Source organism: Microbacterium sp. K24 (assembly GCF_004794465.1).
GTDB lineage: Bacteria > Actinomycetota > Actinomycetes > Actinomycetales > Microbacteriaceae > Microbacterium.
In genome coordinates, this window is record NZ_SSDJ01000086.1 from 92,134 (window position 1) to 117,957 (window position 25,824).

Below are 25,824 nucleotides of genomic sequence, written 5' to 3' on the forward strand. Positions count from 1 at the left end.
CTGATGAATCCGCGCAAGTCGAACACCCTGCTGATCGTCATGATCGTGTACGCCCTGTACACGCTCGTGCCGCTGGTGTGGCTGCTCTTCAGCTCGACGAAGACCCAGTCGGGACTGTTCAGCTCGTTCGGCCTCTGGTTCGCCGACGACTTCGCGTTCTTCGACAACCTCGGGGCGACGTTCGCCTATCGCGACGGCATCTTCCTGCGCTGGCTGGGGAACACCCTCCTCTACGTCTTCGTGGGCGCCGGCGGCGCGACGCTGCTCGCCACCATGGCGGGGTACGGCCTGGCGAAGTACCGCTTCCCCGGCCGGCGCGGGGTCTTCGCGGTGGTGCTCGGCGCGGTCGCGGTGCCCGGCACGGCGCTCGCCGTCCCGACGTTCCTGCTCTTCAGCGAGCTCGGGCTGACGAACACTCCGTGGGCCGTGATCATCCCGTCGCTCATCAGCCCGTTCGGCCTGTACCTGATCTGGGTGTTCGCCTCCGAATCCGTGCCGACCGAGCTGCTCGAAGCCGCACGCATCGACGGAGCCGGGGAGTTCCGCACCTTCTTCACGATCTCGATGCGGCTTCTCGCGCCGGGCATCGTGACGGTCGCGCTCTTCACGGTCGTCGCCACCTGGAACAACTACTTCCTGCCGCTGATCATGCTGTCGGACCCCGCCTGGTACCCCCTCACCGTGGGTCTCAACCAGTGGAGCTCGCAGGCGATCGGCGCCGGATCCCAGCCGATCTACAACCTCGTGATCATGGGCTCGCTGCTCACGATCATCCCGATCGTCATCGCCTTCCTGCTGCTGCAGCGGTTCTGGCAGTCAGGTCTCACCGCGGGAAGCGTCAAGCAATAGCTCCCCGCACCTCGTGCACCACCTCCGCGATCCGACGCTGGATCGCACCTCCCGAAAGGACACAGCAATGAAGCACCTTCCCTCACCGACGCGGCGCACCCTCGCGGTGCTCGCCGCAGGAACCGTGGCAGCGCTGGCGCTGGCCGGCTGCAGCACCGGCGGCAGCGGAGACGCCGGCGGCGGCTCCGGCGACGGCTCGTTCGACTCCGTGGAGGCGGCCCTCGAGAAGGGCGGCGAGATCACGTACTGGTCGTGGACCCCCTCGGCCGAGGACCAGGTCGCGGCGTTCGAGAAGGAATACCCGAACGTCAAGGTCAACCTCGTCAACGCCGGCACCAACAACGAGGAGTACACGAAGCTGCAGAACGCCATCAAGGCCGGCTCCGGCGCCCCGGACGTCGTGCAGGTCGAGTACTACGCGCTGCCGCAGTTCGCCCTGACCGACGCGTTCGTCGACCTGTCGCAGTACGGCTTCGCCGACTTCGAAGACGACTACACCGCCTCCACCTGGAACTCCGTGACCGACGGCGACGCCATCTACGGCCTCCCCCAGGACTCGGGCCCCATGGCGCTCTTCTACAACAAGGCCGTCTTCGACGCGGCCGGCATCGCCGTGCCGACCACGTGGGACGAGTACTACGAGGCCGCCAAGGCGATCCACGCGGCGAACCCCGACGCGTACATCACCAACGACACCGGCGACGCGGGCTTCGCGACGTCGATGATCTGGCAGGCGGGCGGCAAGCCGTTCGCGACCTCGGGAACCGACGTCACCCTCGACCTCGAGGACGCCGGCACCAAGAAGTGGACCGAGAACTGGAACCGCCTCGTCGAGGAGGGCCTCGTCGCGCAGACCAGCAGCTGGAGCGACGAGTGGTTCCGCGGACTCGGTGACGGCAGCATCGCCACCCTCGTGATCGGCGCCTGGATGCCGGGCAACCTGATCTCGGGCGCGCCCGACGGCGCCGGCGACTGGCGCGTCGCGCCGATGCCGACCTACGACGGCACGGCGGCGAGCGCCGAGAACGGCGGCGGCGGTCAGGCCGTGACGAAGCAGAGCAAGAACCCGGAGCTCGCCGCGGGCTTCCTGTGGTGGCTGAACAACTCGGAGGAGAGCATCTCGATCTTCCTCGAGTCGGGCGGCTTCCCGTCGACCACCGCCGAGCTCTCCAGCGACGAGTTCCTCGCGGACGCACCCGAGTACTTCGGCGGTCAGAAGATCAACGAGGTCCTCGCGGGCGCGGCCGGCGACGTCGTCGAAGGCTGGAGCTACCTGCCCTACCAGGTGTACGCCAACAGCATCTTCGGCGACACCGTGGGCCAGGCGTACCAGAACAACTCCGACCTGAATGCGGGCCTCACCGCCTGGCAGGACGCACTGGTCGAGTACGGCGACGAGCAGGGCTTCACCGTCAACAAGTAGCACGCCCGGCTGCGCCGGGTCCCTCAGGACCCGGCGCAGCCGATCCCCCCATCGAAAGCACCGCACCCGTGACATCTTTCTCCATCGGCGAGACCGACTTCCTCCGCGACGGCGCGCCGCACCAGGTGATCGCCGGCTCCATCCACTACTTCCGGGTGCACCCCGACCTGTGGCAGGACCGCATCCGCAAGGCGCGGCTCATGGGTCTGAACACCATCGAGACCTACGTCGCGTGGAACGCCCACGAGCCCCGCCGTGGCGAGTGGGACGCGAGCGGATGGAACGACCTCGGACGCTTCCTCGACCTGGTGCACGCCGAGGGCATGGATGCCATCGTGCGCCCCGGCCCGTACATCTGCGCCGAATGGCACAACGGCGGCCTCCCCGTCTGGCTCACGGGCACGAAGGGCGGGCTGCGCTCCTCGGAGCCCTCGTACCTCGCCGAGGTCAGCGCCTACCTGCGTCGCGTCTACGAGATCGTCACTCCTCGCCAGATCGATCGCGGCGGACCCGTCGTGCTCCTCCAGATCGAGAACGAGTACGGCGCGTACGGCGCCGACACGGCGTACCTCGAGCACCTCGTCGCGGTCACCCGGGAGGCCGGCATCACCGTGCCGCTCACCACCGTGGACCAGCCCACCGATCGGATGCTCGACGACGGCAGCCTTCCCGGGCTCCACAAGACCGGGTCGTTCGGGTCACGGAGCAGCGAGCGGCTCGCGACTCTCCGGAAGCACCAGCCCACCGGACCTCTGATGTGCTCGGAGTTCTGGGACGGGTGGTTCGACTGGTGGGGCGGAGTGCATCACACGACGGACGTCGCCGCGGCGGCATCCGAACTCGACGTTCTGCTCGCCGCGGGCGCGTCGGTCAACATCTACATGTTCCACGGCGGCACGAACTTCGGCCTCACCAACGGCGCGAACGACAAGGGCCGCTACCTGCCGCTCGTGACCTCCTACGACTACGACGCCCCGCTCGACGAGGCGGGTGAGCCGACGGAGAAGTTCTTCGCCTTCCGGGACGTGATCGCGAAGTACGCGCCGGTTCCCGACGAGCTTCCCGCGCGGGGAGCCACGGCGCCGGCCTTCGAGGTCGCGCTGTCTTCCCGGGGCGCATGGACGGATGCCACGGCATCCGCGCCGGTCACGGACCGGCCGCAGACGTTCGACGCCCTCGGACACCTCAGCGCCCTGGTGCGCTACGACGTGGAGCTGCCCGTCGGCGGCGGCATCCTGTCGATCGACGACGTCCGCGACCTCGCCTGGGTCAGCGTCGACGGGCAGCCGGTCGGAACGCTCTCGCGCACGCGGCACGATCGCACGATCCGCATCCCCTCCGCTCGCACCCTGAGCATCCTCGTCGAGGACCAGGGCCGCGTGAACTACGACCACCGCCTGGGTGAGGAGAAGGGGCTGATCGGTGACGTGACCCTCGACGGAGTCGCTCTCACCGGCTGGCGCTCGACCCCGCTCGACGTCGCCGCGATCGCGGCGTCGCTGACCGAGTCGCAGGCGGCGTCGCTGGCGGAGCCGCCGGCGGAGGCGGCAGGCGCGGGTCCGCTCGCCTGGTCGGCCGACTTCGCCCTGGATGCCGCGACGGATCTGTTCCTCGACACGGCCGCCTGGGGAAAGGGCTATGCGTTCGTGAACGGCTTCTTCCTCGGCCGCTACTGGCGGAACGGACCGCAGCGCACGATGTACGTCCCGGCGCCGGCGACCCGGGCCGGCGCGAACAGCCTGGTCGTGCTCGAGCTGGAGCACCTCGACCCTCGCGCGGCGTTCGTCGGTGCGCTCTCGCTCGGCGACACGGAGGAGTGACAGGCGTTCAGTCGCGGTACGTGCGCCAGAGCACGGCGGACAACCGCTCGGCATCGTCGTCGTGGATACGCTGCCAATTCCGGCCGTTGCGGGCGAAGGTCGCCCGTACGCCGGCCGGGACCTCCGCCTGGTCGATCGGATGCGCGAGCCACTCGCAGCGGCGGACGTGCACGAGGTCCGCCGCGGCGGCGTCCTCTCCGGTGTCGTATGCCCAGGGGCCGGCGATGCGTCCGAGATAGGTCAGGCCGTCGACATCCCGCGTCCACACGAACGCACCGATCGGCGCCTTCGCGAACCGTTCGATACGCCACGCCAACCGGATGCCGGACTGCGCGTCTGCCGCGACCAAGGCCTCGGCCAGTGAGCCGGGAGCGGGCTCCAGCCTGCCGCCGATGCCGCAGATGCCGAGCTCGAGCGCCCGCTCCGGCCCCACGCCGCGGGGCACCGCGTCGTCGCGGGAGCGCATCGGAGCGCGATAGACCGGCATCTCGCTCATCGAACGGGCACCAGCGTCGTCTCGATCGACGCCTCGTCGATCGTGGCCCACATCATGGTGCAGACCGGCTGCCGGCGCCGATCGGTGGGAGACCCGGGGTTCAGCAGCCGCATCCCCGCGGGAGACACGGTGTCCCACGGGATGTGGGAGTGGCCGAAGACGAGCAGATCGATGCCGGGGAAAGCCTCGTCCATCCGCTGCTCCCGCCGGGTGGCCGCCCCGGTCTCGTGGATGATCGCGATCTCGACGTCCTCGACGGTGAGCCGCGCGATCTCGGGCAGACGCGCGCGCAGCTCGGGTCCGTCGTTGTTGCCGTACACGCCGGTGAAGCTGCGGGACCTCGACTCGAGCAGTTCCAGGGTCGCGAGGTCGACCCAGTCCCCCGCGTGCACCACGATGTCGGCCTCATCGACGGCCTTCAGCACGGCGTCCGGCAGGTGTCTCGCCCGCTTCGGCACATGGGTGTCCGCGAGCAGCAGCATCCGCGTCGTCATGATCGACACGCTATCCGACCCGCGCCGGCCACACAGCGAACACTCAGGAAGGCGTAAACTCGCCCGAGTCCCCCGGTACGTCGGGGACTGAACGGAGAAGCATCTTGAGCACCGCAACCGCGCCCGCGAATCCGCGTTCGCGCGTCATCACCGCCAGCCTCGTCGGCACGACGATCGAGTTCTACGACTTCTACGCCTACGCGACGGCGGCCGTGCTCGTCTTCCCGGCGCTGTTCTTCCCGACCGGGAACGACACGACGTCGCTGCTCTCGTCGTTCGCGGTGTTCGGTGCGGCGATGGTCGCCCGCCCCATCGGCGCGGTGGTCTTCGGCCACTTCGGCGACAAGTTCGGCCGCAAAGCGACGCTCGTCGCCTCGCTGCTCACGATGGGGATCGCGACGTTCGTGATCGGGTTGCTGCCCACGTTCCAGCAGATCGGCTGGTGGGCTGCGCTCCTGCTGCTGATCCTCCGCCTCGCGCAGGGATTCGCGCTCGGCGGCGAGTGGTCCGGCGCGGCATTGGTCGCGACCGAGAACGCACCGAAGGGCAAGCGCGCCTGGTACGGCACGTTCCCTCAGCTCGGGGCGCCGCTCGGCTTCATCATCGCCAACTTCCTCTTCCTCGCGATCAACTGGCTGCTGCCGCACGAGGACAACCCGATCCTCAAGTCCGAGGCGTTCCTGGCCTGGGGCTGGCGCATCCCGTTCCTGTTCTCCGCGGTCATGGTGATCGTCGGCCTGTGGGTGCGACTGCGGCTCGTCGAGTCCGACACCTTCAAGCGGGCGGAGACCAAGGGCGCGATCCGCAAGCTGCCGCTGGCCACGGTGTTCCGTCACCACTGGAAGCACCTGATCCTCGGCACGTTCATCATGCTGGCGACGTACGTGCTGTTCTACCTGATGACGAACTTCACCCTCGCCTACGGCACTAAGGCGGCGTCGCTCGAGACGGCATCCGCGGCGGCTCAGGCTGCGGCTGAGGCCGCGGGCAAGGACTTCGACGCCGCGGCCTTCGCCGCGCAGTTCTACCCCGGACTCGGCTTCGGCTACACCGACTTCGTGCTGATGCAGATCATCGGTGTCGTGTTCTTCGGCCTCTTCACGCTGCTGTCCGGTCCGATCGCCGACCGGATCGGACGCCGCAAACTGCTGCTCTGGGTGACCGGGCTCATCATCGTGTTCGGCCTGAGCTTCAACGCCTTCCTGCTGCCGACGGTCGACCCGAAGTTCTCGGGAGCGCTGGTGCAGGCCTTCCTCGTCTTCGGGTTCCTGCTCATGGGGGCGACGTTCGGGCCGATGGGCGCCCTGCTTCCCGAGCTGTTCCCGACGAACGTGCGGTACACGGGCTCGGCGATCTCGTACAACGTCTCGTCGATCCTCGGCGCCGCGGTCGCCCCGCTGATCGCGGTGGCGCTGTGGGAGCTCGGCGACGGCGCTCCGTGGCTCGTCGGCCTGTACCTCTCGGCGATGGGCGTGCTGACGTTCATCGCGCTGGTCCTCTCGCCCGAGACGAGGGACCACGACTACGAGGACGACCTCGGGCTCGCGGCGAGCGCCGAGCTCTAGCCCCGGTCGTCCGGTTCCCGTCCGGCGGCCGTCACGCCGCCGGACAGGAAGTCCTCGATCGCCGCGATGGTCTCGGCGTTGTCACGATGCCGGATGCCGCGGATGCCGACGGCCGCGGCACCCGCGATCGCCTCGGCGTGATCATCGATGAAGAAGACGTCGGCCGGCTCCGCGCCGAGGCGCTGCAGCGCGAGCAGATAGGCCCGCGGATCGGGCTTGTTCACGCCCTGCTCGTGGCTGTAGCAGATCGGATCGAAGATCTCCGAGAAGCCGAATCGCCGCTCCTCCTCTTCACGGGCACCGTCGGCGGAGTTCGAGAGGATGGCCGTGCGCGCGCGTGGCCGCAGCGAGCGGGCGTACGCGATCAGCTCGGTGTTGCCGGTGCCGCAGTACTCGTCCCAGAAGTCCGCGCGCATGGCTCCGAGCTGGTCGGGATCGAGGTCGAGCGCCGACGCGAGTCGGGACCAGAACTCCTGGGCGCTGCCGCTCGTCACATCGATCCGAGGCAGGTCGGCGCCGTCGACCCGGGCATCGACCTCGTCGCGCGAGAAGCCCGTGCGATCGGCCCAGCGCTGCCACCACTTCTCCTGCCAGGTGTCGTCGTCGACGACCTCGAGCACGCCGCCGATGTCGAACAGGACCCAGGTCGCGTCAGCCATCCCGACACCCTAGGACAGCATTCTGGACGTCCGTATCGGGCGAGAGCACCACGACGCGGTCGCCGGGGACGAGCTTCGGCGCGGACAGCATCCGCCCAGTCTGGCACCCGGCGTCGAACCGAGCGGATCGGAGGAGATCAGCGCAGTGGAGGACCGTAGAGGGTGATCTGGTCCTCCCGACTGCAGCGTCGTCAGCGGCACCACACCGCCACCTGCCCGCACGATATCCCGCATCCCCATCCTCTGATGATGACCGCGCACGGCGAGGCCGACGCCCTCGGTGTGCCGCCTGCCGCTCGGATTGTGCAGAAGGTGCGGCTCCGCAGAATCGGGGAGGAACAGTGACCACGGTTCCTGCCTGCCGATGGGAGGAGATCGGCGCTGCGGAGGGCGGAAGGACCCGGATCCGCCCTCCCTTTCGCCGATCTCCTCCGCAACGCAGTCAATGAATGTTGACAACCGATCGCGCGTCAACGAAGATTGACGCAGGAGGTCACCATGACGATACCGACCGCGATCGCGGAAGACGATGGCAGCGAACCGCTGGCCGAGCTGCACCGGCTCGCCGGCATCCGCCAGGAGGTCGCCCGCGCCGAGGAAGCCCAGGTCCGCCGCGCGCGCAACGCGGGCTACTCGTGGCAGGCGATCGCCAGCGCCCTGGGGGTGAGCAAGCAGGCCGCGCACCGGAGATTCGGTCGCCGCTGACCCGGGCACACAGCCCATCCACAGACTCCGTGCGCGCACGAAGTACGGTCTAATTACCCTTCTCAGAACGAGGTCCCGCATGTCCAGCACGGCGACACCACGCCGCCGCGGACGCGGCGCGCAGCCCGAAGGCCCCCGCGCCACGTTCCGCCAGCTTCTCCCCTTCCTGTTCGAACACAAGCGCACGCTGATCGTCGTCGCGATCCTCAGCGTCGTCGGCGCTGCGACCTCGCTCGTGCAGCCGCTGCTCGTCGGTCAGGTCATCGAGGCGGTGCAGTCCGGTGGCACCCTCGGCATCCTGGTCTGGCTGCTCGTGGGCTTCGTGATCGTGTCGTCGATCATCTCCGGCTTCCAGCACTACCTGCTGCAGCGCACCGGCACCGCCGTCGTGTACTCCAGCCGGCGCAAGCTCATCGCCCGCATCCTGCACCTGCCGGTCTCGGAGTTCGACGCCCGCCGCACGGGTGACCTCGTGTCGCGCGTCGGCACCGACACGACGCTCCTGTACGCCGTGCTCACCCAGGGACTGGCGGATGCCGTGGGCAGCGCGGTCCTGTTCCTCGGAGCCCTCATCGCGATGCTCGTGATCGATCCGCTCCTGCTGCTGCTCATCGTCATCGTGATCGGCATCTCGGTCGTCACCGTCGTGTTGCTGAGCGGTCGCATCCGCACCGCCTCCACCCAGCAGCAGGAGAAGGTCGGCGCGCTCGCCTCCGGCGTGGAGCGGGCGATCGGCTCGATCCGCACGGTCCGCGCGTCGGGTGCGACCGAGCGCGAGACCGCCGCTGTGTCGGAGCTCGCTTCCGACGCGTACGGCATCGGGGTGCGGATCGCGAAGATCTCGTCACTCGTCGTGCCGGTCTCGGGCATCGCGCTGCAGCTTTCGCTCCTCGTCGTGCTGGGTGTCGGCGGCTTCCGCGTCGCGGCCGGCGCGATCTCGATCGCCTCGCTGATCGCGTTTATCATGTTCCTGTTCCTGCTGGTCATGCCGCTCGCCACCACGTTCGGCGCGATCACCTCGGTGAACCAGGCGCTGGGAGCGCTCGGACGCATCCAGGAGGTGCTCGACCTTCCGACCGAGACACAGGACGACGAGAGGATCGCGGCCGACCTCCGACACGTCGAGGCGCCTTCCGCATCGAGCGAGTCCGCGCCGGCGATCGAGTTCCGCGACGTGCGCTTCCACTACCCCGCCAACGTCGTCGCCGCCCGACAGGCGGCAGCGAAGGAGGCGCGGACCCTGCTCGCCGACGCGCACGTCGAGCGGGCGGATGCCGAGACCACGGATGCCGAGACCACCGCGATCCCCGACCACGAGGTACTGCGGGGCGTGTCCTTCTCGGTGCCGCGTGGTACCCGGGTCGCCCTCGTCGGGCCGAGCGGCGCCGGCAAGAGCACGATCCTGTCGCTGATCGAGCGGTTCTACGACCCGACCGGCGGTTCGATCCGTCTGCACGGCCACGACGCCCGCACCTACCCCCGAGACGAGCTCCGCGCGCAGTTCGGATACGTCGAGCAGGATGCTCCCACGCTCGCCGGCACACTGGCGGAGAACCTGCGTCTTGCGGCTCCCGATGCCTCCGATGCCGACTGCGAGCGCGTGCTGCGCGCGGTGAACCTCGGCGACGTCCTCGAACGGAACCCGCTCGGACTGCAGGCGCCGGTCGGTGAAGACGGGGTCATGCTCTCCGGCGGTGAGCGTCAGCGTCTCGCGATCGCACGAGCTCTGCTGACGAATGCGCCGATCCTGCTGCTCGACGAGTCGACGTCATCGCTCGACGGCGTCAACGAGCAGAAGATGCGCGAGGCGATCGACGCGGTGTCGACGGACCGCACGCTCGTCGTGATCGCCCACCGCCTCTCGACCGTCGTCGACAGCGACCTGATCGTGGTGCTGGAGAACGGCCTCGTCGTCGGGCAGGGGACGCACTCCGAGCTCGTCGAGTCCACGCCGCTGTACCGCGATCTCGCCCGGCATCAGCTTCTCGCCTGATCCCGCCGCCCGTCCCCCGAGACCCCGGCTTCGCGCCGAGACCCCGCCCTAGAGGCGTCCGCAACACGGGGTATCGACGGAAAGGCGGGGTCTCGGCGAGAGCGGGCATACGCGAAGGCGGGATGCCGGAGACCACTCAGCCATGGGTTCGTCTCTGACATCCCGCCTTCGCGGGTTCGACCGGCCGCGGAGGCCGGAAGGGGAGGTGCCGACTCCCCCGAGTCGGCACCGGTCTGGGGCTACGCCTTGGCCAGGCGGTAGCGGAGCGAGGAGAGCTCGGCGCGCAGCGCCGCTGGAACCTTGTCGCCGAAGGTGTCGTAGAACGCCTCGGTGAGGTCGGCCTCGGTCTTCCACGCCTCCGCGTCGACGGAGAACAGCTCGTCGAGATCGGCGGCGGGGATGTCGAGTCCGTCGAGGTTGAGGTCCTCGACCCGCGGCAGACGGCCGATCGGGCTGTCGACCGCCGGCACGTCCCCGGCGATGCGGCGGATGATCCAGTCGACCACGCGCGAGTTGTCGCCGAAGCCGGGCCACAGGAAGCGCCCGTCGTCACCGCGGCGGAACCAGTTCACCTGGAAGATGCGCGGCGCCCGGTCGAAGCGCAGTCCGCGGCCGACCTTGAGCCAGTGCCCGAAGTAGTCCGCCATGTTGTAGCCGCAGAACGGCAGCATCGCGAACGGGTCGCGGCGGAGTTCACCGACCTTGCCCTCGGCCGCAGCCGTGCGCTCGGAGGAGATGTTCGAGCCGAGGAAGACGCCGTGCGTCCAGTCGGTGGCCTCGACCACGAGCGGGACGTTGCTGGCGCGGCGTCCACCGAAGAGGATCACGTCGAGCGGAACGGCCTGCTCCCAATCCTCGGAGATCTGCGGGCACTGCGCCGCCGACACCGTGAAGCGGGAGTTCGGGTGCGCGGCGGGCCGATCGGAGTCGGGCGTCCAGTCGTTGCCCTCCCAGTCGATCAGGTGAGCCGGCGCGTGGTCCGTCAGACCCTCCCACCACACGTCCCCGTCCGGGCGGAGCGCGACATTGGTGAAGATCGTGTTGCCCCACAGGGTCTCGACCGCGGTGACGTTGGTCGACTCGCCGGTGCCGGGAGCGACGCCGAAGAAGCCCGCCTCGGGGTTGATCGCCCACATGCGGCCGTCTTCGCCGGGACGGATCCAGGCGATGTCGTCGCCGAGGGTCTCGACGCGCCAGCCGGGGATGGTCGGCCGCAGCATGGCGAGGTTCGTCTTGCCGCAGGCCGAGGGGAACGCGGCCGCGACGTGGTACGCCTTGCCCTGGGGGTCGATCACGCGGATGAGGAGCATGTGCTCGGCGAGCCAGCCCTCGTCGCGGGCGATCACCGAGGCGATGCGGAGCGCGAAGCACTTCTTCGCGAGGATCGCGTTGCCGCCGTAGCCGGAGCCGTACGAGTAGACCTCGAGCGTCTCGGGGAAGTGCACGATGTATTTCTCGTCGTTGCAGGGCCATTCGACGTCCTGCTGACCGGGTGCGAGCGGTGCGCCGACCGTGTGCACGGTCTTCACCCACGGCGCGCCTTCGGCGATCCGGCTCGTGACGGCTTCGCCGACGCGGGTCATGATGCCGATGGAGGCCACGGCGTAGGCGCTGTCGGTGACCTGCACGCCGATGTGCGAGAGCGGTCCGCCGACGGGGCCCATCGAGAACGGGACGACGTACATCGTGCGTCCGCGCATCGATCCCTCGAAGATCTCGTCCATCTTCGCGTGCATCTCGGCAGGGGCTGCCCAGTTGTTCGTCGGGCCGGCATCCTCCTCCTTCTCGGAGGCGATGTACGTGCGACCCTCGGTGCGGGCGACATCGCTCGGGTGCGAGCGGGCGAGGTACGAGCCGGGGCGCCATTCGGGGTTGAGCTTGATGAGCTTGCCCTCGGCGACGAGGCCGCGCAGCAGCCAGTCGTTCTCGGCCCGAGAGCCGTCGACCCAGTGCACGGAGTCGGGCTGGGTCAGCGTGCGGATCTCCTCGACCCACGCCTCCAGCTCCGCCATCGCGGGAGTGTCATACGTCGGTGCCGCGCCGAACGTGCGCTCCGTGGTGACGGGGGACGTGCGAGGGGTGATGACTTCGGCCATGGCCATGACTGCTCCTTTGAAGTGTGGGGCGTTGCACCCATCTTCTTCCGACTCGCGGGGTATTTTCGTACGAAACAGACGATAAGAAATGGGATTCTTTCGCTAGTATCAAGGAATGGCTTCCTCCGGCATCCATCTCACGACTCTCGGCCACCGCATCCGACACCACCGGCTCGAGAACGGCTTCACCCTCGACGAGCTCGGTGCGCTCGTCGGCGTCGCCGGCTCCCAGCTCAGCCTGATCGAGAACGGCAAGCGCGAGCCCAAGCTGTCACTCCTCCAGGCGATCGCGCAGGCCACCAGCACGCAGGTCACCGACCTCATCTCGGGCGAGCCGCCGAACCGGCGCGCGGCGCTCGAGATCGAGCTCGAGCGTGCGCAGGAGAGCCCGGTCTTCCGCCAGCTCGGCGTCGCACCGATCCGTGTCACCAAGGGCACGAGCGACGAGACGATCGAGTCGATCCTCGGCCTGCACCGCGAACTGCAGCGGCGGGAGCGCGAGGCGATCGCGACCCCCGAGGAGGCACGGCGCGGCAACACCGAGCTGCGGCTGCGGATGCGAGCGCACAACAACTACCTCCCCGAGATCGACAAGCTCGCCGAGAAGCACCTGAAGTCCGCCGGGCACGTGCAGGGCGCGGTCACCCACCGCACCGTGAGCATCATGGCCGAGAAGCTCGGCTTCGAGCTGATCTACGTGAACGACCTTCCGCACTCGACCCGCTCGGTCACCGATCTCGAGAACGGACGCATCTACCTGCCGCCGGCCTCCATCCCCGGCGGTCACGGTCTGCGATCGATGGCGCTGCAGGCCATGGCGCACCGCCTGCTCGGGCACACTCCGCCGACCGACTACGCGGACTTCCTGCAGCAGCGGCTCGAGATCAACTACTTCGCGGCGTCCTGTCTCATGCCGGAGACGGCATCCGTCGCCTTCCTGCAGCAGGCGAAGAAGGACCGCAACCTCGCCGTCGAGGACTTCCGCGACGCGTTCGGCGTGACGCACGAGGCCGCGGGGATGCGGATGACGAACCTGATGACGCAGCACCTGGGGATGCCGCTGCACTTCCTCCGCGTCGATGCCACCGGGGCGATCACCCGGGTCTACGAGAACGACGACCTGCCGCTGCCGATGGACGTGACCGGCGCCGTCGAGGGGCAGCGCGTCTGCCGCAAGTTCCAAGCGCGTGCCGCCTTCACCCAGCAGAACCGCACGACCGAGCACCACCAGTACACCGACACCCCGTCGGGCACGTTCTGGTGCTCGACGCAGACGGGGTCGTCGAGCGACGGGGAGTTCTCGATCACCGTGGGCGTGCCGTTCGACGACGCGCGCTGGTGGCGCGGACGCGAGACCGTCGACCGCGCCGTCTCGACGTGCCCCGACGAGGCGTGCTGCAGGCGGCCCTCAAGCGACCTCGCGGAGCGCTGGAGCGGGAAGGCGTGGCCGAGCGCCCGCGTGCACACGCACATGTTCTCGCCGCTCCCCCGCGGCGCGTTCCCCGGAGTCGACGACAACGAGGTCTACAGCTTCCTCGGGCGGCACGCGGACGAGTGATGCCGCTCAGCCCACGGTGAACCGCTCGAAGCGGGCGAGCGCCGCGGTCACCCCGTCGGGATCGGCGGGCGCGACGAAGAGCTCGGGCGGGACTCCCCTGCTCGCGGTCGCGTGCATCCAACATCCGATGACGCGCCCCTGCTCGACGAGCGTCGCGCGCACCATGCCGTTCTTGCCCGGGCCGACGGTCGCCAGATGCTCGGGCGCGCAGACCGTCGTGCGGTCGGCGTAGGAGAGGTAGTACTCGTCGAAGGCGCCGAGTGCGAGAACGGATGCCGCGCCGGACGCGCGTCGTGGACGCTCGCGCGCCACGAGCAGTCCTTCGTCGACCTCCTCGACTCGATCGCGTGCCCGCTCGAGGGCCTCGCGGGACTGGCCGAGCGTGAGACCCGACCACCAGGCGAAGTCCGCGACGCCCGCGGGACCATGCCCCGCGATGTACCGCACGAAGAGCTCGGCGAGCGGGTCGTCGGGCTGCGCATGCTCGCGGATGTGGTCCTCCACCCGCACGAAGCGCTGCTCGCGCGTCACCCCGTCACGCGCGACCACCGGACCCTGGCAGATGAGCCCGTCGATGGTGAGCTCGAAGAGCAGGTGCAGCCCGCGCTGGCCGGTGGGGTCGATGCCGACGCCCTCGAGGATCTCGAAGATCTCGGCGCGCGTGCGACCGCCGTCGCGGAGCGCCGGGGTCAGCGCCCGCACGGCGAGCGCGACCATGTCGTCGTCGATGCCGAGATCGCGGTGTCGGGATGCCGCCTGCTGACGCTGACGTGCCGCCGTGACGGACAGCACCCAGCCGAGGTCGCGCGCGGGGATCGTGTGCAGCGTGCCGCGCATCGGCCATGCGCGGACCAGTTCGCCGCGGTCGAAGGCACGGTCGACGTCGCGCAGTCGCACCTCGCCCCGGGTGCGCAGGGCGAGAGCCCACCGACCGGCGGTGAGATCCTGGCTCTGCACCGCGAGCATGTGCGTCGCCGCATCCGTCACGGTCCGTGCCGGGGCGGTCAGACGGTGCGATCGGAGGCGCTCGGCCAGCAGGGTCGCGGTCTTCATGACCCCATCATGCCGGGCGCCTCCCCCGCCGACCCACCCCTTTGTGTGCGAGCCGTCCCGTTGTGGGCGGCGAAAGAGGGGCGGGTCGCGCAGAAAGGGGCCGTTCGGCGCAGGTGAGAGGGTGTCAGGCGTGCAGCGTGACCTCGCGACGCGCGGGCAGGACCACGGGGTGCGACCCGGCCATCACCTCGAGCACCCGGATGACCTGGCACGAGTAGCCGTACTCGTTGTCGTACCAGACGTAGAGCACGATGTCGCGGTCGTTCGCGATGGTGGCGAGACCGTCGACGATGCCGGCGCGATGCGAGCCGACGAAATCCGTGGAGACGACCTCGGGACTCTCGACGTAGTCGATCTGCTGGCGCAGCTTCGAGTGCAGCGAGACCCGGCGCAGGTAGTCGTTGAGCTGTTCCCTCTCGGCGGGCCGCTCGAGGCTGAGGTGCAGCACAGCGAGGGAGACGTCGGGGGTGGGGACGCGGATCGCGGAGCCGGTGAGCTTGCCCTCGAGCTCGGGGAGGGCACGGGCGACGGCCTTCGCGGCTCCGGTCTCGGTGATGACCATGTTGAGCACGGCGGAGCGTCCGCGGCGGTCGCCGCTGTGGAAGTTGTCGATGAGGTTTTGGTCGTTCGTGAACGAGTGCACGGTCTCGACGTGGCCGCGGACGATGCCGTACGCCTCGTCGATCGCCTTCAGCACCGGCGTGATCGCGTTGGTCGTGCACGATGCGGCGGTGATGATGCGGTCGTCCGGCGTGATGGTGTCGTCGTTGATGCCGTGCACGATGTTCTTCAGCGCGCCCTTGCCCGGTGCGGTGAGCAGCACGCGCGCGACGCCCGTCGCCTCGAGGTGGCGGCTGAGGCCCTCTTCGTCGCGCCAGCGTCCGGTGTTGTCGACGACGATCGCGTCGTGGATGCCGTAGGCGGTGTAGTCGACGGATGCCGGGTCGCCCGAGTAGATCACCTGGATGCGGGTGCCGTTGGCGATGATCTGCTCTGCTTCCTCGTCGACGGTGACCGAGCCGGGGAAGCGTCCGTGCACCGAGTCGCGCAGGAGGAGGGAGGCGCGCTTGACGAGATCGTTCGCCGAGCCGCGACGGACGACGATCGCCCGCAGACGCAGTCCGCTGCCCCCGCCGGTGTGGGCGATGAGGATGCGGGCGAGCAGACGTCCGATGCGCCCGAAGCCGTAGAGCACCACGTCGGTCGGGTCGGCGGCGACGGCGCCGATGGCGGGCGCGAGCGCCTCGGCGAGGTAGGCGTCCAGGGGCTGTGCGCTCTCCGCATGACCCGCGACGAGGCGTGCGACGTCGAGGGAGGAGGCTCCGGGCGCGAGCTGGTGGATCGCGTCGAGCACGGCGAGCGTGTCGTCGAGGGCGAGCTGCTCGTGGCCGAGCTGTGCGACGCGCTCGTGCACTTCGACGAGGCCGGTGGCGGAGAGGCCGAGCAGCCGGTGACCGTGGAGGGAGGTCACCACGTCGTGCTCGCGCTTGAGTGAGCCGATGAGCGGGATCATCCGCTCGGCGAGCTCTTCTCTCGCCGTCCAGTCGTCGTCGCGTGCAGCGGAATCGTTCATCTGCGTCCTTGCATGTGTGAGCGCGCCGAGGTCGCCGGCGCGCGAGGTTGCCGGGTGAGCTTCGGGGGATGCCACCAGCGTACGCGCCGCGGGTGGCGGCCACCGAATCGCGCGACGCGTCTCGCCATCCGCGGTGCCGTTTTACGTCTACACTGGTGGAATAATGAGCGAGACACTCCTCGGCGAGGACGCCGACCTGATCATCCGCGGCGGACGAGTGCACATCTTCGACGACAGCCGCTCGCCGGTCGAGGCCGTGGCCGTGCGCGACGGCCGGATCGTCGCCCTCGGCGCCGAAGCCGAGGCGCTGGACGCCCGTACGATCATCGAACTCGACGGGCGCACGGCGATCCCCGGCATCAACGATGCGCATCTGCATGCCGCATGGCTCGGCGCACGCTGGCCCCACCTGTTCTTCTCGGATACACCGCCCGAGGATCAGCCGTCCGGCCGACTCGTCTCGACCGCGGTGGAGCGGCGCTCGGCACTGCAGCAGGCATGGCGCCTTCTCGCCGAGCACGGCATCACGAGCTACACCGAGCCGGGGATCGGCCCCGGAGAGGACGACGGAGAGACCGGGTGCTTCGGCACCGACATGCTGTCCACCTACGTCGAGCTGCACCGCGCGGGCGCGCAGACATCGCGCGTGACGATGCTCCGCCTGTTCGGCACGATCGACGGCGAGAGCAGCCTCGACGACTTCGAGCGCGGCATCCGCTCCCCCGTTCCCGTCACCGACGCCGAGTGGCTGGCGATCACGGGCGTGAAGATCTTCGCCGACGGCATCCCACCGATGGCGACGGCCTGGGTCCACGAGCCGTACGCGGACGGGACGACCGGTGCGCTCCTCACGCGGGGCGGCGATGATCCGCTCGCCGCGTTCCGGCGGATGATCGAGATCGCCGCGTCCCGCGGCCTGCAGATCGCCGTGCACGCCACCGGAGATCGTTCGATCGCGGAGTTCCTGCGGGTGCTCGAGCGTCTCGACGACGCCCCCGCTGCGCGCGGACCCCACTACGTCGTGCACGGCGACCTCGCCACCCCGGCGCAGATCGCGCGGATGGGACGCATCGGCGCCGGGTTCGCCGTGCAGCCGCTGATCGCCTCGCACACCCACGCCTGGGCCGGGGCGATGCTCGGGGCCGAGCGGCTGGCGGGCGCCTGGCCGCTCGCCGAGATGCTCTCCTCCGGGGCGCTGACGACGATCACGAGCGATTCCCCCATCGCGACGCCGGACTGGCGCATCGGGCTCGACGCCTCGCTCTCGCTCCTCGGCGCGGCCGGCACGGGCGACGACGCCGAGACCCGCCGCACCCTGGTGCGGGCGATGACCGTCGATGCCGCCCGGCAGGACGGCGCCTCCGCGTGGAAGGGTTCGCTGGAGGTGGGCAAGGTCGCCGACCTGACCGTCCTCGACGAGGACCCGCTCGAGCCCGGTCGCGCCTTCTCCGCGATCGGCATCGCGCGCACGATCGTCGACGGCAGGACGGTCTTCGCCCGCTCCTGAGCGGGACACGAAAACGGCGGGTGGCATGTTCACGCATGCCACCCGCCTCCGGTCCCCCTCGGACCAGCTCTTCGCCTCAGACCGCGGTCGCGACCAGCACCCGCGGGCTGCCGGGCAGCGCGACCTTCTCGCGCACCTCCCAGCCGGCATCGCTCAGCCATCCGCGCACCTCGGCCTCGGGGTACACGATCGTGCCGTCGATCACGAGGTACTCCCCGGCGTGCAGCGCATCGAGACCGCGCTGCTCCTCATCGTCGTCGAGGAAGAAGTCGAGCACCGTGAGTGTGGCTCCCGGCGCCGCCGCGTTCCTGAGGTTGCGGAAGATCCGCGCGTTCTCCTCGGCGCTGAAGCGGTGGATGACGTGATTCGCGAAGACGGCGTCGTACTCGCCCTGCGGTTCGGCGGTCGCCGTCTCCCCCACCTCGACGACGACGCGGTCGCCGACTCCTGCGGCCTCGATCGCCTCGGCGATGCCGTCTTCGAATCCGGCGGCGTAGACGAACGTGGTGTGCAGCTGCGGGTTCTGCGCCATGACCGACAGGGCGAACTCGGCCGACAGACCCCCGAAGTCGAGCGCCTTCGTCGCCCCGGCCAGATCGACGTGGCGACCGAACTCCTGCGCATGCAGACGGTTGTACGTCATCACACCGGCCATGAAGGTCGCCCAGCGAGCATCGTCCATCTGCAGGTCGCCCGGTTCCGTCGTGTCGACCGTGTGCGCGAACTGCAGCCAGTGCGGGTAGCTGATCTCGCCGAGGAACGTGAGGAACGGAGCCAGATCGACGGCCGAGTCCTCGCCCGTGAGATAGGCCGCGGCGTCTGCGGAGACGCGGTAGCGTCCGTCCGCACGGACGAGGAGACCCTTGGCGGCCATCGCGTCGGCGAGGATGCGCGCGATGCGCTCGCTCACCCCGCAGCGCTCCGCGATCGCGGGGACCGTGTCTTCGCCGCCGGCGACAGCGGAGAACAGCCCGATCCGACTGGCTTCGAACAGCTGCTTCGACGCCATGTAGCCGGTCGCGATGTCCAGGATCCGCGCGGCGTCGGGCGTGGAGGTGATCGTCATGAGGAGTGCCTTTCGTGAATGTGCGCATCGTGCGCGAGGAAGCGCTGCACCGCGGAGCGGAACTCCGCCGTGTGCAGCGCGACGAGGTGGTCGCCCGGGACACGCGTGGTCCGGGCGTCGGGCAGGAGAGCGGCGAGTTCGTCGATTCCCGCCGACATGGGGTCGTCGACGCCGCCGATCAGCAGCACCGGCATCTGCGGGCCACCGGAATCGGGGGCGAAGGGCTCGGATGCGAGGCCCTCGATCAGGTCGAGCAGCTCCGCCGGACGGTTGCCCGGCTGTGACGCCATCTGCACGATCATGCTCGTGAGCGGGTCGGTCGGCTGCGCTCCCCCGGCGATCGCGTCTCGCGCAGCGCCGAGGTCGACCAGCACGAACGGCTCGCCGGCGCTGAGTCCGCCGAGCACCAGCCGGCCGACCCGGAGCGACGGATGCTGCGCCAGGTCCCAGGCGAGACGTGCCCCGAGCGAGTATCCGACGAGATCGACCTCGACCGTGCCGTCCGTCTCGGCGCCGCCCTCCCCTGTGACGATCGGCTCGGTGACGATCGCCTCGGCGAGCGCGTCGACGGCCAGGGAGGTGTTCGAGACGCCGAGGCCCGCGCTCTCGCCGTGCGCCGGGAGGTCGATGACCACCCGGGGACGCTCGGCGAAGACCCGCGCCCATTCGGCATCCGGCCAGTCCTGTGCCCCGCGCGAGGCGAGACCGTGCAGGAGCACGATGGGTCGCCCGGTGCCCGGGTGGTGTTCGACGTACAGGGGGGAGGTCACGATGCGCCGTCCTCTCGGATGCGGCGCGTCGCGGTCAGCGGAGTCGCGCCAGGAACTGGTCGATGTAGGTCTGGTAGTCGGCGATGCGCTCGCCGTCGGGGTACATGAGGTTGATGACCGTCGCGCCCACCGCGGCCGAGATGTACTCGTTCGCCGGCGTTCCGAAGTCCTGGTCGCGGATCGAGCCCTCGTCGCGCGCCGCTTCCATCCGTTCGATGAGCGACGACCTCCACGAGGCGAGGTGCCCGCGGTACAGCTCCGCGAGCGACTCGTTCGCCATCGCGTACTCCCACAGGGCGAGCAGCACGCGTCCGGCGGCGATCTGGTCCTGATCGCGCGGGATCGTCGCCTCCAGGAATCCGCGCAGCGCGGCATCCGCGGTCATCGGCTCCGCGCCGACGGCCTGCACTCCCTCGGACATCTCCTGCAGGATGGTCTCGAACGTCGCCGCGACGATGCTCTCCTTGCCGGGGAAGTAGTGCTTCAGCGCACCGTTCGCGAAGCCGGCCTCGGCGGCGATGCTGCGCATCGTGGCCGCCTCGAAGCCGCCCTTGAGGATGATGCTCTTGGCGACCTCGACGATGTCCCGTCGACGCTGGTCGTGATCGATGATCTTCGGCATGGGGTCCTTCCGGCCGATCGTGGACGGCGTGCAGATCCGGCCTGGAGCTACCGTACCGCCGCATCGCGCACCTCCCGAAGAGCGAGCCACTGGGCACGTCGCTCGCGTTGCGCGGCCGGATCGGCGACGGGCGAGGCCAGGCGCAGACGCTCGGAGTACGGATGCTGGGGCCGACGGGTGACCTGCTCTCCTTCGCCGACCTCGACGAGCTCGCCGCGATACATCACGGCGACCCGGTGGCAGACGCGCCGCACGACGCCGAGGTCGTGCGACACGAACAGGTACGCCACGCCGGTGTCGCGCTGCAGCTCGATGAACAGGTCGAGGATCGTCGCCTGCGTGGTGAGGTCGAGAGCGCTCACCGGCTCGTCGCACACGATCAGGCGCGGCCCTCGGACCAGCGCCCGGGCGATCGCGATCCGCTGACGCTGGCCGCCGGAGAACTCGCTGGGGTAGCGGTCCATCGCCGAGTCGGGAAGGCGGACGCGGTCGAGCATCTCGCGCACCCTGATCTCGGCCGCCTTCGGCCCGATCCCGGTGGTGAGGAGCGGCTCGGCGAGGACGTCGCCGACGGTCATCGCGGGATTCAGCGAGCCGTACGGGTCTTGGAACACGACCTGCACGTCGTCGGCGAGCGCGCGTCGGGCGCGGCCCCCGAGACCGCTGATCTCCTGCCCGTCGAACCGGATGCTGCCGCTCGTGACGGGCGCGAGCCCGAGGATCGCCTTGCCGAGGGTCGACTTCCCCGATCCCGACTCCCCCACGAGGCCGAGGCACTCTCCCGGGGCGATGTCGAGGGAGACGCCGTGCAGCGCGCGGAATGCGCCGCGACCGCGACCGTACTCGACGACCAGGTCGCGCACTTCGAGCAGCGGGTTCATGCGGGCACCTCCGTCGTGCGGGCGGATCGATCCAGCGCGGCGCGGCCGTCGGCATCGTCGAGGGACGCGGCGATCAGCTCGCGGGTGTAGGCGGCTGCGGGGGCGGCGAAGAGTTCGTCGACCGGACCGGACTCCACGATCTCGCCGCCGCGCATCACGATCACCCGGTCGCAGATGTCGGCCACGACGCCGAAGTTGTGGGTGACGATGAGCAGAGCCATGCCGTACTCGGCCTGGAGTTCGCGCAGCAGCTCCAGCACTTCGGCCTGCACGGTCACGTCGAGGGCCGTGGTCGGCTCGTCGGCGACGAGCAGCGACGGCTTGCCCGAGATCGCGCCGGCGATCAGCACGCGCTGTGCCATGCCTCCCGAGACCTGATGCGGGTAGCTGCGCATGACGCGCTCAGGATCGGTGAGACCGACGCGCAGGAGCATCTCTCGGGCGCGGTCCTTGGCCGCGCGTCTGCTGAGCCCGTGTGTGCGACGCAGCGGTTCGACGAGCTGATGACCGATCGTGTACGACGGGTCGAGGTTGCTCATCGGCTCCTGCGGCACGTAGCCGATCTCGCGACCCAGCAGCGCCTGTCGCTGCTTCGGCGTCGCGCGGCCGACGTCCTTGCCGCCGACCCAGATCGCATCGGCGACGGAACGCCCGGTGGAGGGCAGCAGATCGAGCACCGAGAACACCGTCTGCGACTTGCCCGACCCCGACTCTCCCACGATCCCGACGACCTCGCCGGGTGCGACGTCGAGCGTCACGCCGTGCACGACCTCGGTCTCACCGGAGGGCGTCGCATGGATGACGCGCAGGTTCTCCACGCGCAGCGCCGAGTCCGCGGCGGCGTGGTGCACCGCGCCGGTGGCCGGAGCGGAAGGGGTGGACGCTGCGGCATCCGCTCGACGGCCCTTCGGGCGCGGGGTGCGCACCTGCACGAGTTCGGCGAGCGTCGATCCCATGATGGCGAGCACCGCGATGGTCAGTCCGAGCGCGGTCGAGGGCCACAGGAGCATCAGCGGGTAGGTGAGCATGAGACGGAAGCCCTCGAGCATCATCGCTCCCCAGCTCGGCACGTTCGAGTCGCCGATGCCGAGGAACTGGAGGCCGGCCTGCATGCCCATCGCGATACCGGCGGTGAGGGCGGTCTGGATGATCACGGGAGGGTAGACGGCCGTGATCACGTGACGGAAGATGATGCGGCCGTCGGAGAGCCCCGAGACGCGCGCGGCGTCGATGTAGGGCTCGCCCCGCACCGCGAGCGTCTGCGAGCGGGAGATGCGGAAGTAGCCGGGGACCATGAACACGCCCACCGTGGCCATGAGCAGCTCGAAATTGTTGCGGCTTCCGGCGGCGACCACGAGAAGGATGATCATGCCGGGGATCGACTGCAGCGCGTCGCTGATCCAGGTGGCGACGCGGTCGAACGCCCCGCCGAAGTATCCTGCGGCGACGCCGGCCGGCACGCCGATGATCAGCGCGGTGATGATCGTGATGAGCGCGCCCCACAGCGTCGTGCGGGTGCCGTAGATGAGTCGCGAGAGGATGTCGCGCCCGGTCGAGTCGCCGCCGAGGAGGTGTTCGGGCCCCGGGGCCGCCTTGGCCGCGCCGAGATCGACGAGGTTCGGGTCCATCGGCGCGAGCAGGGGCGCGAGGATGCCGACCAGCACGATGAGGAGGAAGATCGCCAGCGGGATGTAGCCGCCGGGGTGGCGGAGGAATCGGCGCAGGAGCCCGGACCGGCGCTTCTGCGCGGCGCGATCGAACGCGACGCGGATGTCTGTCGTGGTCATGCGACGCGCACCTTCGGGTTGATCCAGCCGAGCACCAGGTCGAGCAGGAGGTTGATCAGGACGACGAAGACGACGGAGATGACCGTGATGCCGAGGAGCATCGGGATGTCGCCGTTCTGCGAGGACTGGTTGGTGAGCTGGCCGAGCCCCGGGAGGCTGAAGATCTGCTCCACCACGATGGCTCCGGAGAGCAGGCCGACGAACATCAGGGCGATCACGGTGAGCGCGGCGGGAGAGGCGTTGCGCAGGATGTGCAGGTTCACCCGGGCCGGGGAGAGTCCGCGGCTGCGCAGTGTGCGCACCCAGTCCTGTCGACTCTGCGCGATCACCGCGTTGCGCAGCTGCTCGGCGACGGCGACGATGCCGCCCAGGGCGAGCGAGATCGCGGGGAGGGTGATCGATCGCAGCCAGCCGTCGACGGATTGCGTCGGGGTGACGTAGCCGACGGCAGGGAACCACTTCAGCTGCACGGCGAGCCACATGACGAGCACGAGGCTCACCCAGAATCCGGGGAGGGCGAAGAGCACGACGGAGATGCCCTTGATGATCCGATCGAACCAGGTGCCCGGGCGGAGGCCGGTGATCATGCCGAACGCGACGCCGACGACGGCGGTGATGAGCGTCGCGAGGGTGACCACCGACAGGGTGACCGGCACCTTGATGGCGAGCTGCGCCGAGACCGGCTGGAAGTTGCGCCACGAGACGCCGAAGTCGAGGAGCACGACGTGCGAGAGCCATTCCCAGAACTGCACGAGGAGGGGGCGGCCGAGGCCGATCTTCTCGGCCAGGGCGGCCTGCTGGGCAGGACTCGCCGTCGTGCCGAGCAGCGACGCCGTCGGGTCGCTGATCGCGAGATGGGCGAGGAAGAACGTGCCCGTCGAGACCGCGACGAGCAGGAGGATGCCGGAGAGCACTCGCTTCGCCGTGAACAGAAGCATGGAAACCTCTCGGAGGTCGGAGGGGCGGAAGGTCGGAGGGGGAATGCCGAGGGGAAGGATGCCGGGGCGGCCGGTGTGTCGCGACCGCCCCGGCGGGGCTCAGCCCTTGGTGATGTACCGCAGCGTAGGGAACATCATCCCGACCACCGGCTGCAGCTGGATGCCGGGGGCGCTGTAGTAGGTGTTGTTCGCCTGGTACCAGACGGACCACCACGCCTGGTCGACGAGAGCCTTGTTGAGCTCCTTCACCGCGTCGGTCTGCGCGTCGCCGCGCTCGGTCTGCACCTTCTCGACGAGCGGGGCGATGACCTCGTTCTTCGCGTAGTCGGGCTCGGGGTTGAACCACTGCACGCTCGTGACCTGTCGTGCCACCGTGGCCACGTCGTTGCCGTCCATCGCGAGGAACGAGATGAACATGGGGTAGTTCGGCGCGTTCAGCTGATAGTCCGGCATCTGCATGTTGTCCCAGGTGACGGTGACGCCCAGTTCGTTGAGCGCCTGCTCGGCGGAGGGCTTCCACATCTCGAAGATCGGCGACATCGGCATGGAGATGGCGAAGCCGTCGGGGTAGCCGGCATCCGCCAGCAGCTCCTTCGCCTTGTCCATGTTGTACGCGTAGGCGTCGTTCAGGGACGGGTCGTTGACGCTTCCTCCATCGGGGAAGACCTGGTTGCTCGCGACGCCCGCCCCGTTGCCGACGGCGGCGAGGACGGCGGCACCGTCGAAGGCGTAGTTCAGGGCCTGGCGGACTTCGAGCTTGCCGAGGGGCTCGCTCTTGGCGCCGGTGTGGTCGGTGATGACGAGTCCGGCCCAGCCGGACACGCGTTCGGCGATGTTCCAGCCCTGCTGCTCCGCCTGCTCTCGGTTGGCGACGTCGCCGTACTGCACGTTGATCTGACCGCTGAGCATCGCGTTGTGGCGGGCCGTGGCGTCGGTGATCGGGAAGATCGCGAGTTCGCCGAACGGATAGGTCGAGGCGTCCCAGTGCTCGGCGACCTTGGTGAAGTGGTACTCCGCGCCGGCGACGCTCGTGGTGCTGTCGAGCACGTACGGACCGGAGCCGATGGGGTCCTTTCCGAGGGTTCCCGACTCGATCGCCGTCGGAGAGGCGATGTAGCTGCGTCCGAGACCCATGAAGTAGAGGATCGTGTCGTCGCGCTGCGTCAGGTTGATGCGGATCGTGTCGTCGTCGACCTTCTCGAACGAGTCGACGTTGACGTAGGCCTCGCCGGAGCGTGCACCGGCCTTGAGGTATTCGAGGCTGGTGATCACGGCATCGGCGTCGACCGGTGCGCCGTCGCTGAACACGGCGTCCGTGCGGATGTCGAGATCGATGCTGAGGTCGTCGTCAGCGACGGTCCACTCGGTGGCGAGGGACGGGATCGGCTCGCCGTCTTCGTCGAGGGCGATCAGAGCGTCGTACACCGCCGACAGGTAGGGGCCGTCGAAGCCGATGTCGGCCAGCGAGGGGTCCCACGACGTGATGTCGAGGAAGTTGCCGATGTTGAGCGCGTCGGGTCCTTCGGCGCCGCTGCCGTCGGACGGATTGGCGGTCGTGCCGCCGCTGCAGCTGGTGAGCGCGAGTGTCGCGGCCACCACTGCGGCAAGCGCGAGGGGCATTCGTTTCATGGTTCCTTCTCTCGTGTGCAGGGATGGTGAAGGAGTTCGAAGAGCCGCTGTCCGCAGTCGGACCCGACGTCACTTCGATGTGTCGTGCTGGTTAGTCTACAGCTGTGGAAAAAGAGCGCAAGGGCGTTTCTGCAGCCGTCTTCGTGACGCCATGCCTCCGGGTGCACACGGCTTGTCCGTGCGTGCAGATCTCCGCGTTCGGAGCCCGACGCGATACTGAAGCGACGATCCCTGAGCGGCAATACCTAAGCCGCGATGTCGAATCGGTGTCGGCCGCCGGTGCGGGGTGTGCGGGAGGGGTCGACGTAGGCGGGTGGGAGGAACCAGACCCGTGCGGTGA

At 69.3% G+C, this 25,824-nt stretch carries 21 protein-coding genes; 8 read left to right on the forward strand and 13 right to left on the reverse strand.

The features are described from left to right. Positions 1–3 precede the first annotated feature (3 nt). The 3 genes from DW306_RS07010 (at position 4) to DW306_RS07020 (ending at position 4,092) form a co-directional block, all read left to right on the forward strand. Positions 4–849: a carbohydrate ABC transporter permease gene (locus DW306_RS07010; protein WP_136054919.1), complete on the forward strand. Its 846-nt coding sequence runs from the start codon at positions 4–6 to the stop codon at positions 847–849. A gap of 67 nt (positions 850–916) precedes the next feature. Next, positions 917–2,272 (forward strand): sugar ABC transporter substrate-binding protein, encoded by a 1,356-nt coding sequence (locus DW306_RS07015; protein ID WP_136054892.1) that lies wholly within the window; start codon positions 917–919, stop codon positions 2,270–2,272. A 68-nt stretch (positions 2,273–2,340) separates the two neighbouring features. After that, positions 2,341–4,092 (forward strand): beta-galactosidase family protein, encoded by a 1,752-nt coding sequence (locus DW306_RS07020; RefSeq protein ID WP_136054893.1) that lies wholly within the window; start codon positions 2,341–2,343, stop codon positions 4,090–4,092. 7 nt (positions 4,093–4,099) lie between these two features. Here DW306_RS07020 and DW306_RS07025 read toward each other — a convergent pair whose 3' ends face one another. Together DW306_RS07025 and DW306_RS07030 are read right to left on the reverse strand one after the other, a co-directional pair. After that, on the reverse strand, positions 4,100–4,588 hold the full coding sequence (locus tag DW306_RS07025) for a GAF domain-containing protein (protein WP_136054894.1): 489 nt from the start codon (positions 4,586–4,588) through the stop codon (positions 4,100–4,102). Beyond that, the gene (locus DW306_RS07030) at positions 4,585–5,082 is read right to left on the reverse strand and encodes a metallophosphoesterase (protein WP_136054895.1); all 498 of its coding nucleotides are present in this window, start codon (positions 5,080–5,082) and stop codon (positions 4,585–4,587) included. The genes DW306_RS07025 and DW306_RS07030 overlap by 4 nt, the downstream gene beginning before the upstream one ends. A gap of 104 nt (positions 5,083–5,186) precedes the next feature. Between DW306_RS07030 and DW306_RS07035 the strand changes: the two genes are divergently transcribed. Then, positions 5,187–6,647 (forward strand): MFS transporter, encoded by a 1,461-nt coding sequence (locus DW306_RS07035; protein ID WP_136054896.1) that lies wholly within the window; start codon positions 5,187–5,189, stop codon positions 6,645–6,647. Here DW306_RS07035 and DW306_RS07040 read toward each other — a convergent pair. Next, a complete protein-coding gene (locus DW306_RS07040) occupies positions 6,644–7,306 on the reverse strand; it encodes an HAD-IA family hydrolase (RefSeq protein ID WP_136054897.1) in 663 nt (220 codons plus the stop codon). The two genes, DW306_RS07035 and DW306_RS07040, sit on opposite strands and share 4 nt — an antisense overlap. A 498-nt stretch (positions 7,307–7,804) precedes the next feature. Here DW306_RS07040 and DW306_RS07045 point away from each other — a divergent pair, with 498 nt between their 5' ends. Both DW306_RS07045 and DW306_RS07050 read left to right on the forward strand, forming a co-directional pair. Continuing rightward, the gene (locus DW306_RS07045) at positions 7,805–8,011 is read left to right on the forward strand and encodes an AsnC family protein (protein ID WP_136054898.1); all 207 of its coding nucleotides are present in this window, start codon (positions 7,805–7,807) and stop codon (positions 8,009–8,011) included. A gap of 79 nt (positions 8,012–8,090) precedes the next feature. Then, positions 8,091–10,004 carry an ABC transporter ATP-binding protein gene (locus DW306_RS07050; protein ID WP_136054899.1) on the forward strand — a complete coding sequence of 638 codons (1,914 nt, stop codon included), beginning with the start codon at positions 8,091–8,093 and terminating at the stop codon, positions 10,002–10,004. Between the two features lie 239 nt (positions 10,005–10,243). On the opposite strand, the gene DW306_RS07055 is transcribed toward DW306_RS07050, so the two are convergent. Further along, entirely contained in the window at positions 10,244–12,106 is a 1,863-nt protein-coding gene (locus tag DW306_RS07055) for a phosphoenolpyruvate carboxykinase (GTP) (protein ID WP_205814113.1), read from the reverse strand. 109 nt (positions 12,107–12,215) lie between these two features. Between DW306_RS07055 and DW306_RS07060 the strand changes: the two genes are divergently transcribed. Next, the gene (locus DW306_RS07060) at positions 12,216–13,658 is read left to right on the forward strand and encodes an XRE family transcriptional regulator (RefSeq protein WP_136054900.1); all 1,443 of its coding nucleotides are present in this window, start codon (positions 12,216–12,218) and stop codon (positions 13,656–13,658) included. Positions 13,659–13,664: 6 nt separating this feature from the next. On the opposite strand, the gene DW306_RS07065 is transcribed toward DW306_RS07060, so the two are convergent. After that, a complete protein-coding gene (locus tag DW306_RS07065; RefSeq protein ID WP_136054901.1) occupies positions 13,665–14,711 on the reverse strand; it encodes a winged helix DNA-binding domain-containing protein in 1,047 nt (348 codons plus the stop codon). A gap of 124 nt (positions 14,712–14,835) precedes the next feature. Beyond that, the gene (locus DW306_RS07070) at positions 14,836–16,284 is read right to left on the reverse strand and encodes a glyceraldehyde-3-phosphate dehydrogenase (protein ID WP_136054902.1); all 1,449 of its coding nucleotides are present in this window, start codon (positions 16,282–16,284) and stop codon (positions 14,836–14,838) included. 163 nt (positions 16,285–16,447) lie between these two features. Here DW306_RS07070 and DW306_RS07075 point away from each other — a divergent pair, with 163 nt between their 5' ends. Continuing rightward, a complete protein-coding gene (locus tag DW306_RS07075; RefSeq protein ID WP_136054903.1) occupies positions 16,448–17,791 on the forward strand; it encodes an amidohydrolase family protein in 1,344 nt (447 codons plus the stop codon). A 76-nt stretch (positions 17,792–17,867) separates the two neighbouring features. Here DW306_RS07075 and DW306_RS07080 read toward each other — a convergent pair whose 3' ends face one another. The 7 genes from DW306_RS07080 to DW306_RS07110 form a co-directional block, all read right to left on the reverse strand. Then, positions 17,868–18,857, reverse strand: a complete 990-nt coding sequence (locus DW306_RS07080) for a methyltransferase dimerization domain-containing protein (protein WP_136054904.1) — start codon at positions 18,855–18,857, stop codon at positions 17,868–17,870. Beyond that, complete coding sequence (locus DW306_RS07085) at positions 18,854–19,627, reverse strand: alpha/beta hydrolase (protein WP_136054905.1); 774 nt, start codon at positions 19,625–19,627, stop codon at positions 18,854–18,856. Before DW306_RS07085 ends, DW306_RS07080 begins: the two co-directional genes overlap by 4 nt. Before the next feature lie 34 nt (positions 19,628–19,661). After that, positions 19,662–20,249, reverse strand: a complete 588-nt coding sequence (locus DW306_RS07090; protein WP_136054906.1) for a TetR/AcrR family transcriptional regulator — start codon at positions 20,247–20,249, stop codon at positions 19,662–19,664. A gap of 47 nt (positions 20,250–20,296) precedes the next feature. Then, entirely contained in the window at positions 20,297–21,130 is an 834-nt protein-coding gene (locus tag DW306_RS07095) for an ATP-binding cassette domain-containing protein (RefSeq protein WP_136054907.1), read from the reverse strand. Then, complete coding sequence (locus tag DW306_RS07100) at positions 21,127–22,917, reverse strand: dipeptide/oligopeptide/nickel ABC transporter permease/ATP-binding protein (RefSeq protein WP_136054908.1); 1,791 nt, start codon at positions 22,915–22,917, stop codon at positions 21,127–21,129. The genes DW306_RS07095 and DW306_RS07100 overlap by 4 nt, the downstream gene beginning before the upstream one ends. Continuing rightward, the gene (locus tag DW306_RS07105; protein ID WP_136054909.1) at positions 22,914–23,855 is read right to left on the reverse strand and encodes an ABC transporter permease; all 942 of its coding nucleotides are present in this window, start codon (positions 23,853–23,855) and stop codon (positions 22,914–22,916) included. The genes DW306_RS07100 and DW306_RS07105 overlap by 4 nt, the downstream gene beginning before the upstream one ends. 99 nt (positions 23,856–23,954) lie before the next feature. Then, the gene (locus DW306_RS07110; RefSeq protein ID WP_240747102.1) at positions 23,955–25,484 is read right to left on the reverse strand and encodes an ABC transporter substrate-binding protein; all 1,530 of its coding nucleotides are present in this window, start codon (positions 25,482–25,484) and stop codon (positions 23,955–23,957) included. Positions 25,485–25,824: the final 340 nt, after the last annotated feature.

Coding starts and splice junctions, on each gene's coding strand:
- DW306_RS07010 (WP_136054919.1), top strand. CDS start 4: ATGAATCCGCGCAAGTCGAACACCCTGCTGATCGTCATGATCGTGTAC.
- DW306_RS07015 (WP_136054892.1), top strand. CDS start 917: ATGAAGCACCTTCCCTCACCGACGCGGCGCACCCTCGCGGTGCTCGCC.
- DW306_RS07025 (WP_136054894.1), bottom strand. CDS start 4,588: ATGAGCGAGATGCCGGTCTATCGCGCTCCGATGCGCTCCCGCGACGAC.
- DW306_RS07030 (WP_136054895.1), bottom strand. CDS start 5,082: ATGACGACGCGGATGCTGCTGCTCGCGGACACCCATGTGCCGAAGCGG.
- DW306_RS07040 (WP_136054897.1), bottom strand. CDS start 7,306: ATGGCTGACGCGACCTGGGTCCTGTTCGACATCGGCGGCGTGCTCGAG.
- DW306_RS07045 (WP_136054898.1), top strand. CDS start 7,805: ATGACGATACCGACCGCGATCGCGGAAGACGATGGCAGCGAACCGCTG.
- DW306_RS07050 (WP_136054899.1), top strand. CDS start 8,091: ATGTCCAGCACGGCGACACCACGCCGCCGCGGACGCGGCGCGCAGCCC.
- DW306_RS07055 (WP_205814113.1), bottom strand. CDS start 12,106: ATGGCCATGGCCGAAGTCATCACCCCTCGCACGTCCCCCGTCACCACG.
- DW306_RS07060 (WP_136054900.1), top strand. CDS start 12,216: ATGGCTTCCTCCGGCATCCATCTCACGACTCTCGGCCACCGCATCCGA.
- DW306_RS07065 (WP_136054901.1), bottom strand. CDS start 14,711: ATGAAGACCGCGACCCTGCTGGCCGAGCGCCTCCGATCGCACCGTCTG.
- DW306_RS07070 (WP_136054902.1), bottom strand. CDS start 16,284: ATGAACGATTCCGCTGCACGCGACGACGACTGGACGGCGAGAGAAGAG.
- DW306_RS07075 (WP_136054903.1), top strand. CDS start 16,448: ATGAGCGAGACACTCCTCGGCGAGGACGCCGACCTGATCATCCGCGGC.
- DW306_RS07080 (WP_136054904.1), bottom strand. CDS start 18,857: ATGACGATCACCTCCACGCCCGACGCCGCGCGGATCCTGGACATCGCG.
- DW306_RS07090 (WP_136054906.1), bottom strand. CDS start 20,249: ATGCCGAAGATCATCGATCACGACCAGCGTCGACGGGACATCGTCGAG.
- DW306_RS07095 (WP_136054907.1), bottom strand. CDS start 21,130: ATGAACCCGCTGCTCGAAGTGCGCGACCTGGTCGTCGAGTACGGTCGC.
- DW306_RS07100 (WP_136054908.1), bottom strand. CDS start 22,917: ATGACCACGACAGACATCCGCGTCGCGTTCGATCGCGCCGCGCAGAAG.
- DW306_RS07105 (WP_136054909.1), bottom strand. CDS start 23,855: ATGCTTCTGTTCACGGCGAAGCGAGTGCTCTCCGGCATCCTCCTGCTC.
- DW306_RS07110 (WP_240747102.1), bottom strand. CDS start 25,484: ATGAAACGAATGCCCCTCGCGCTTGCCGCAGTGGTGGCCGCGACACTC.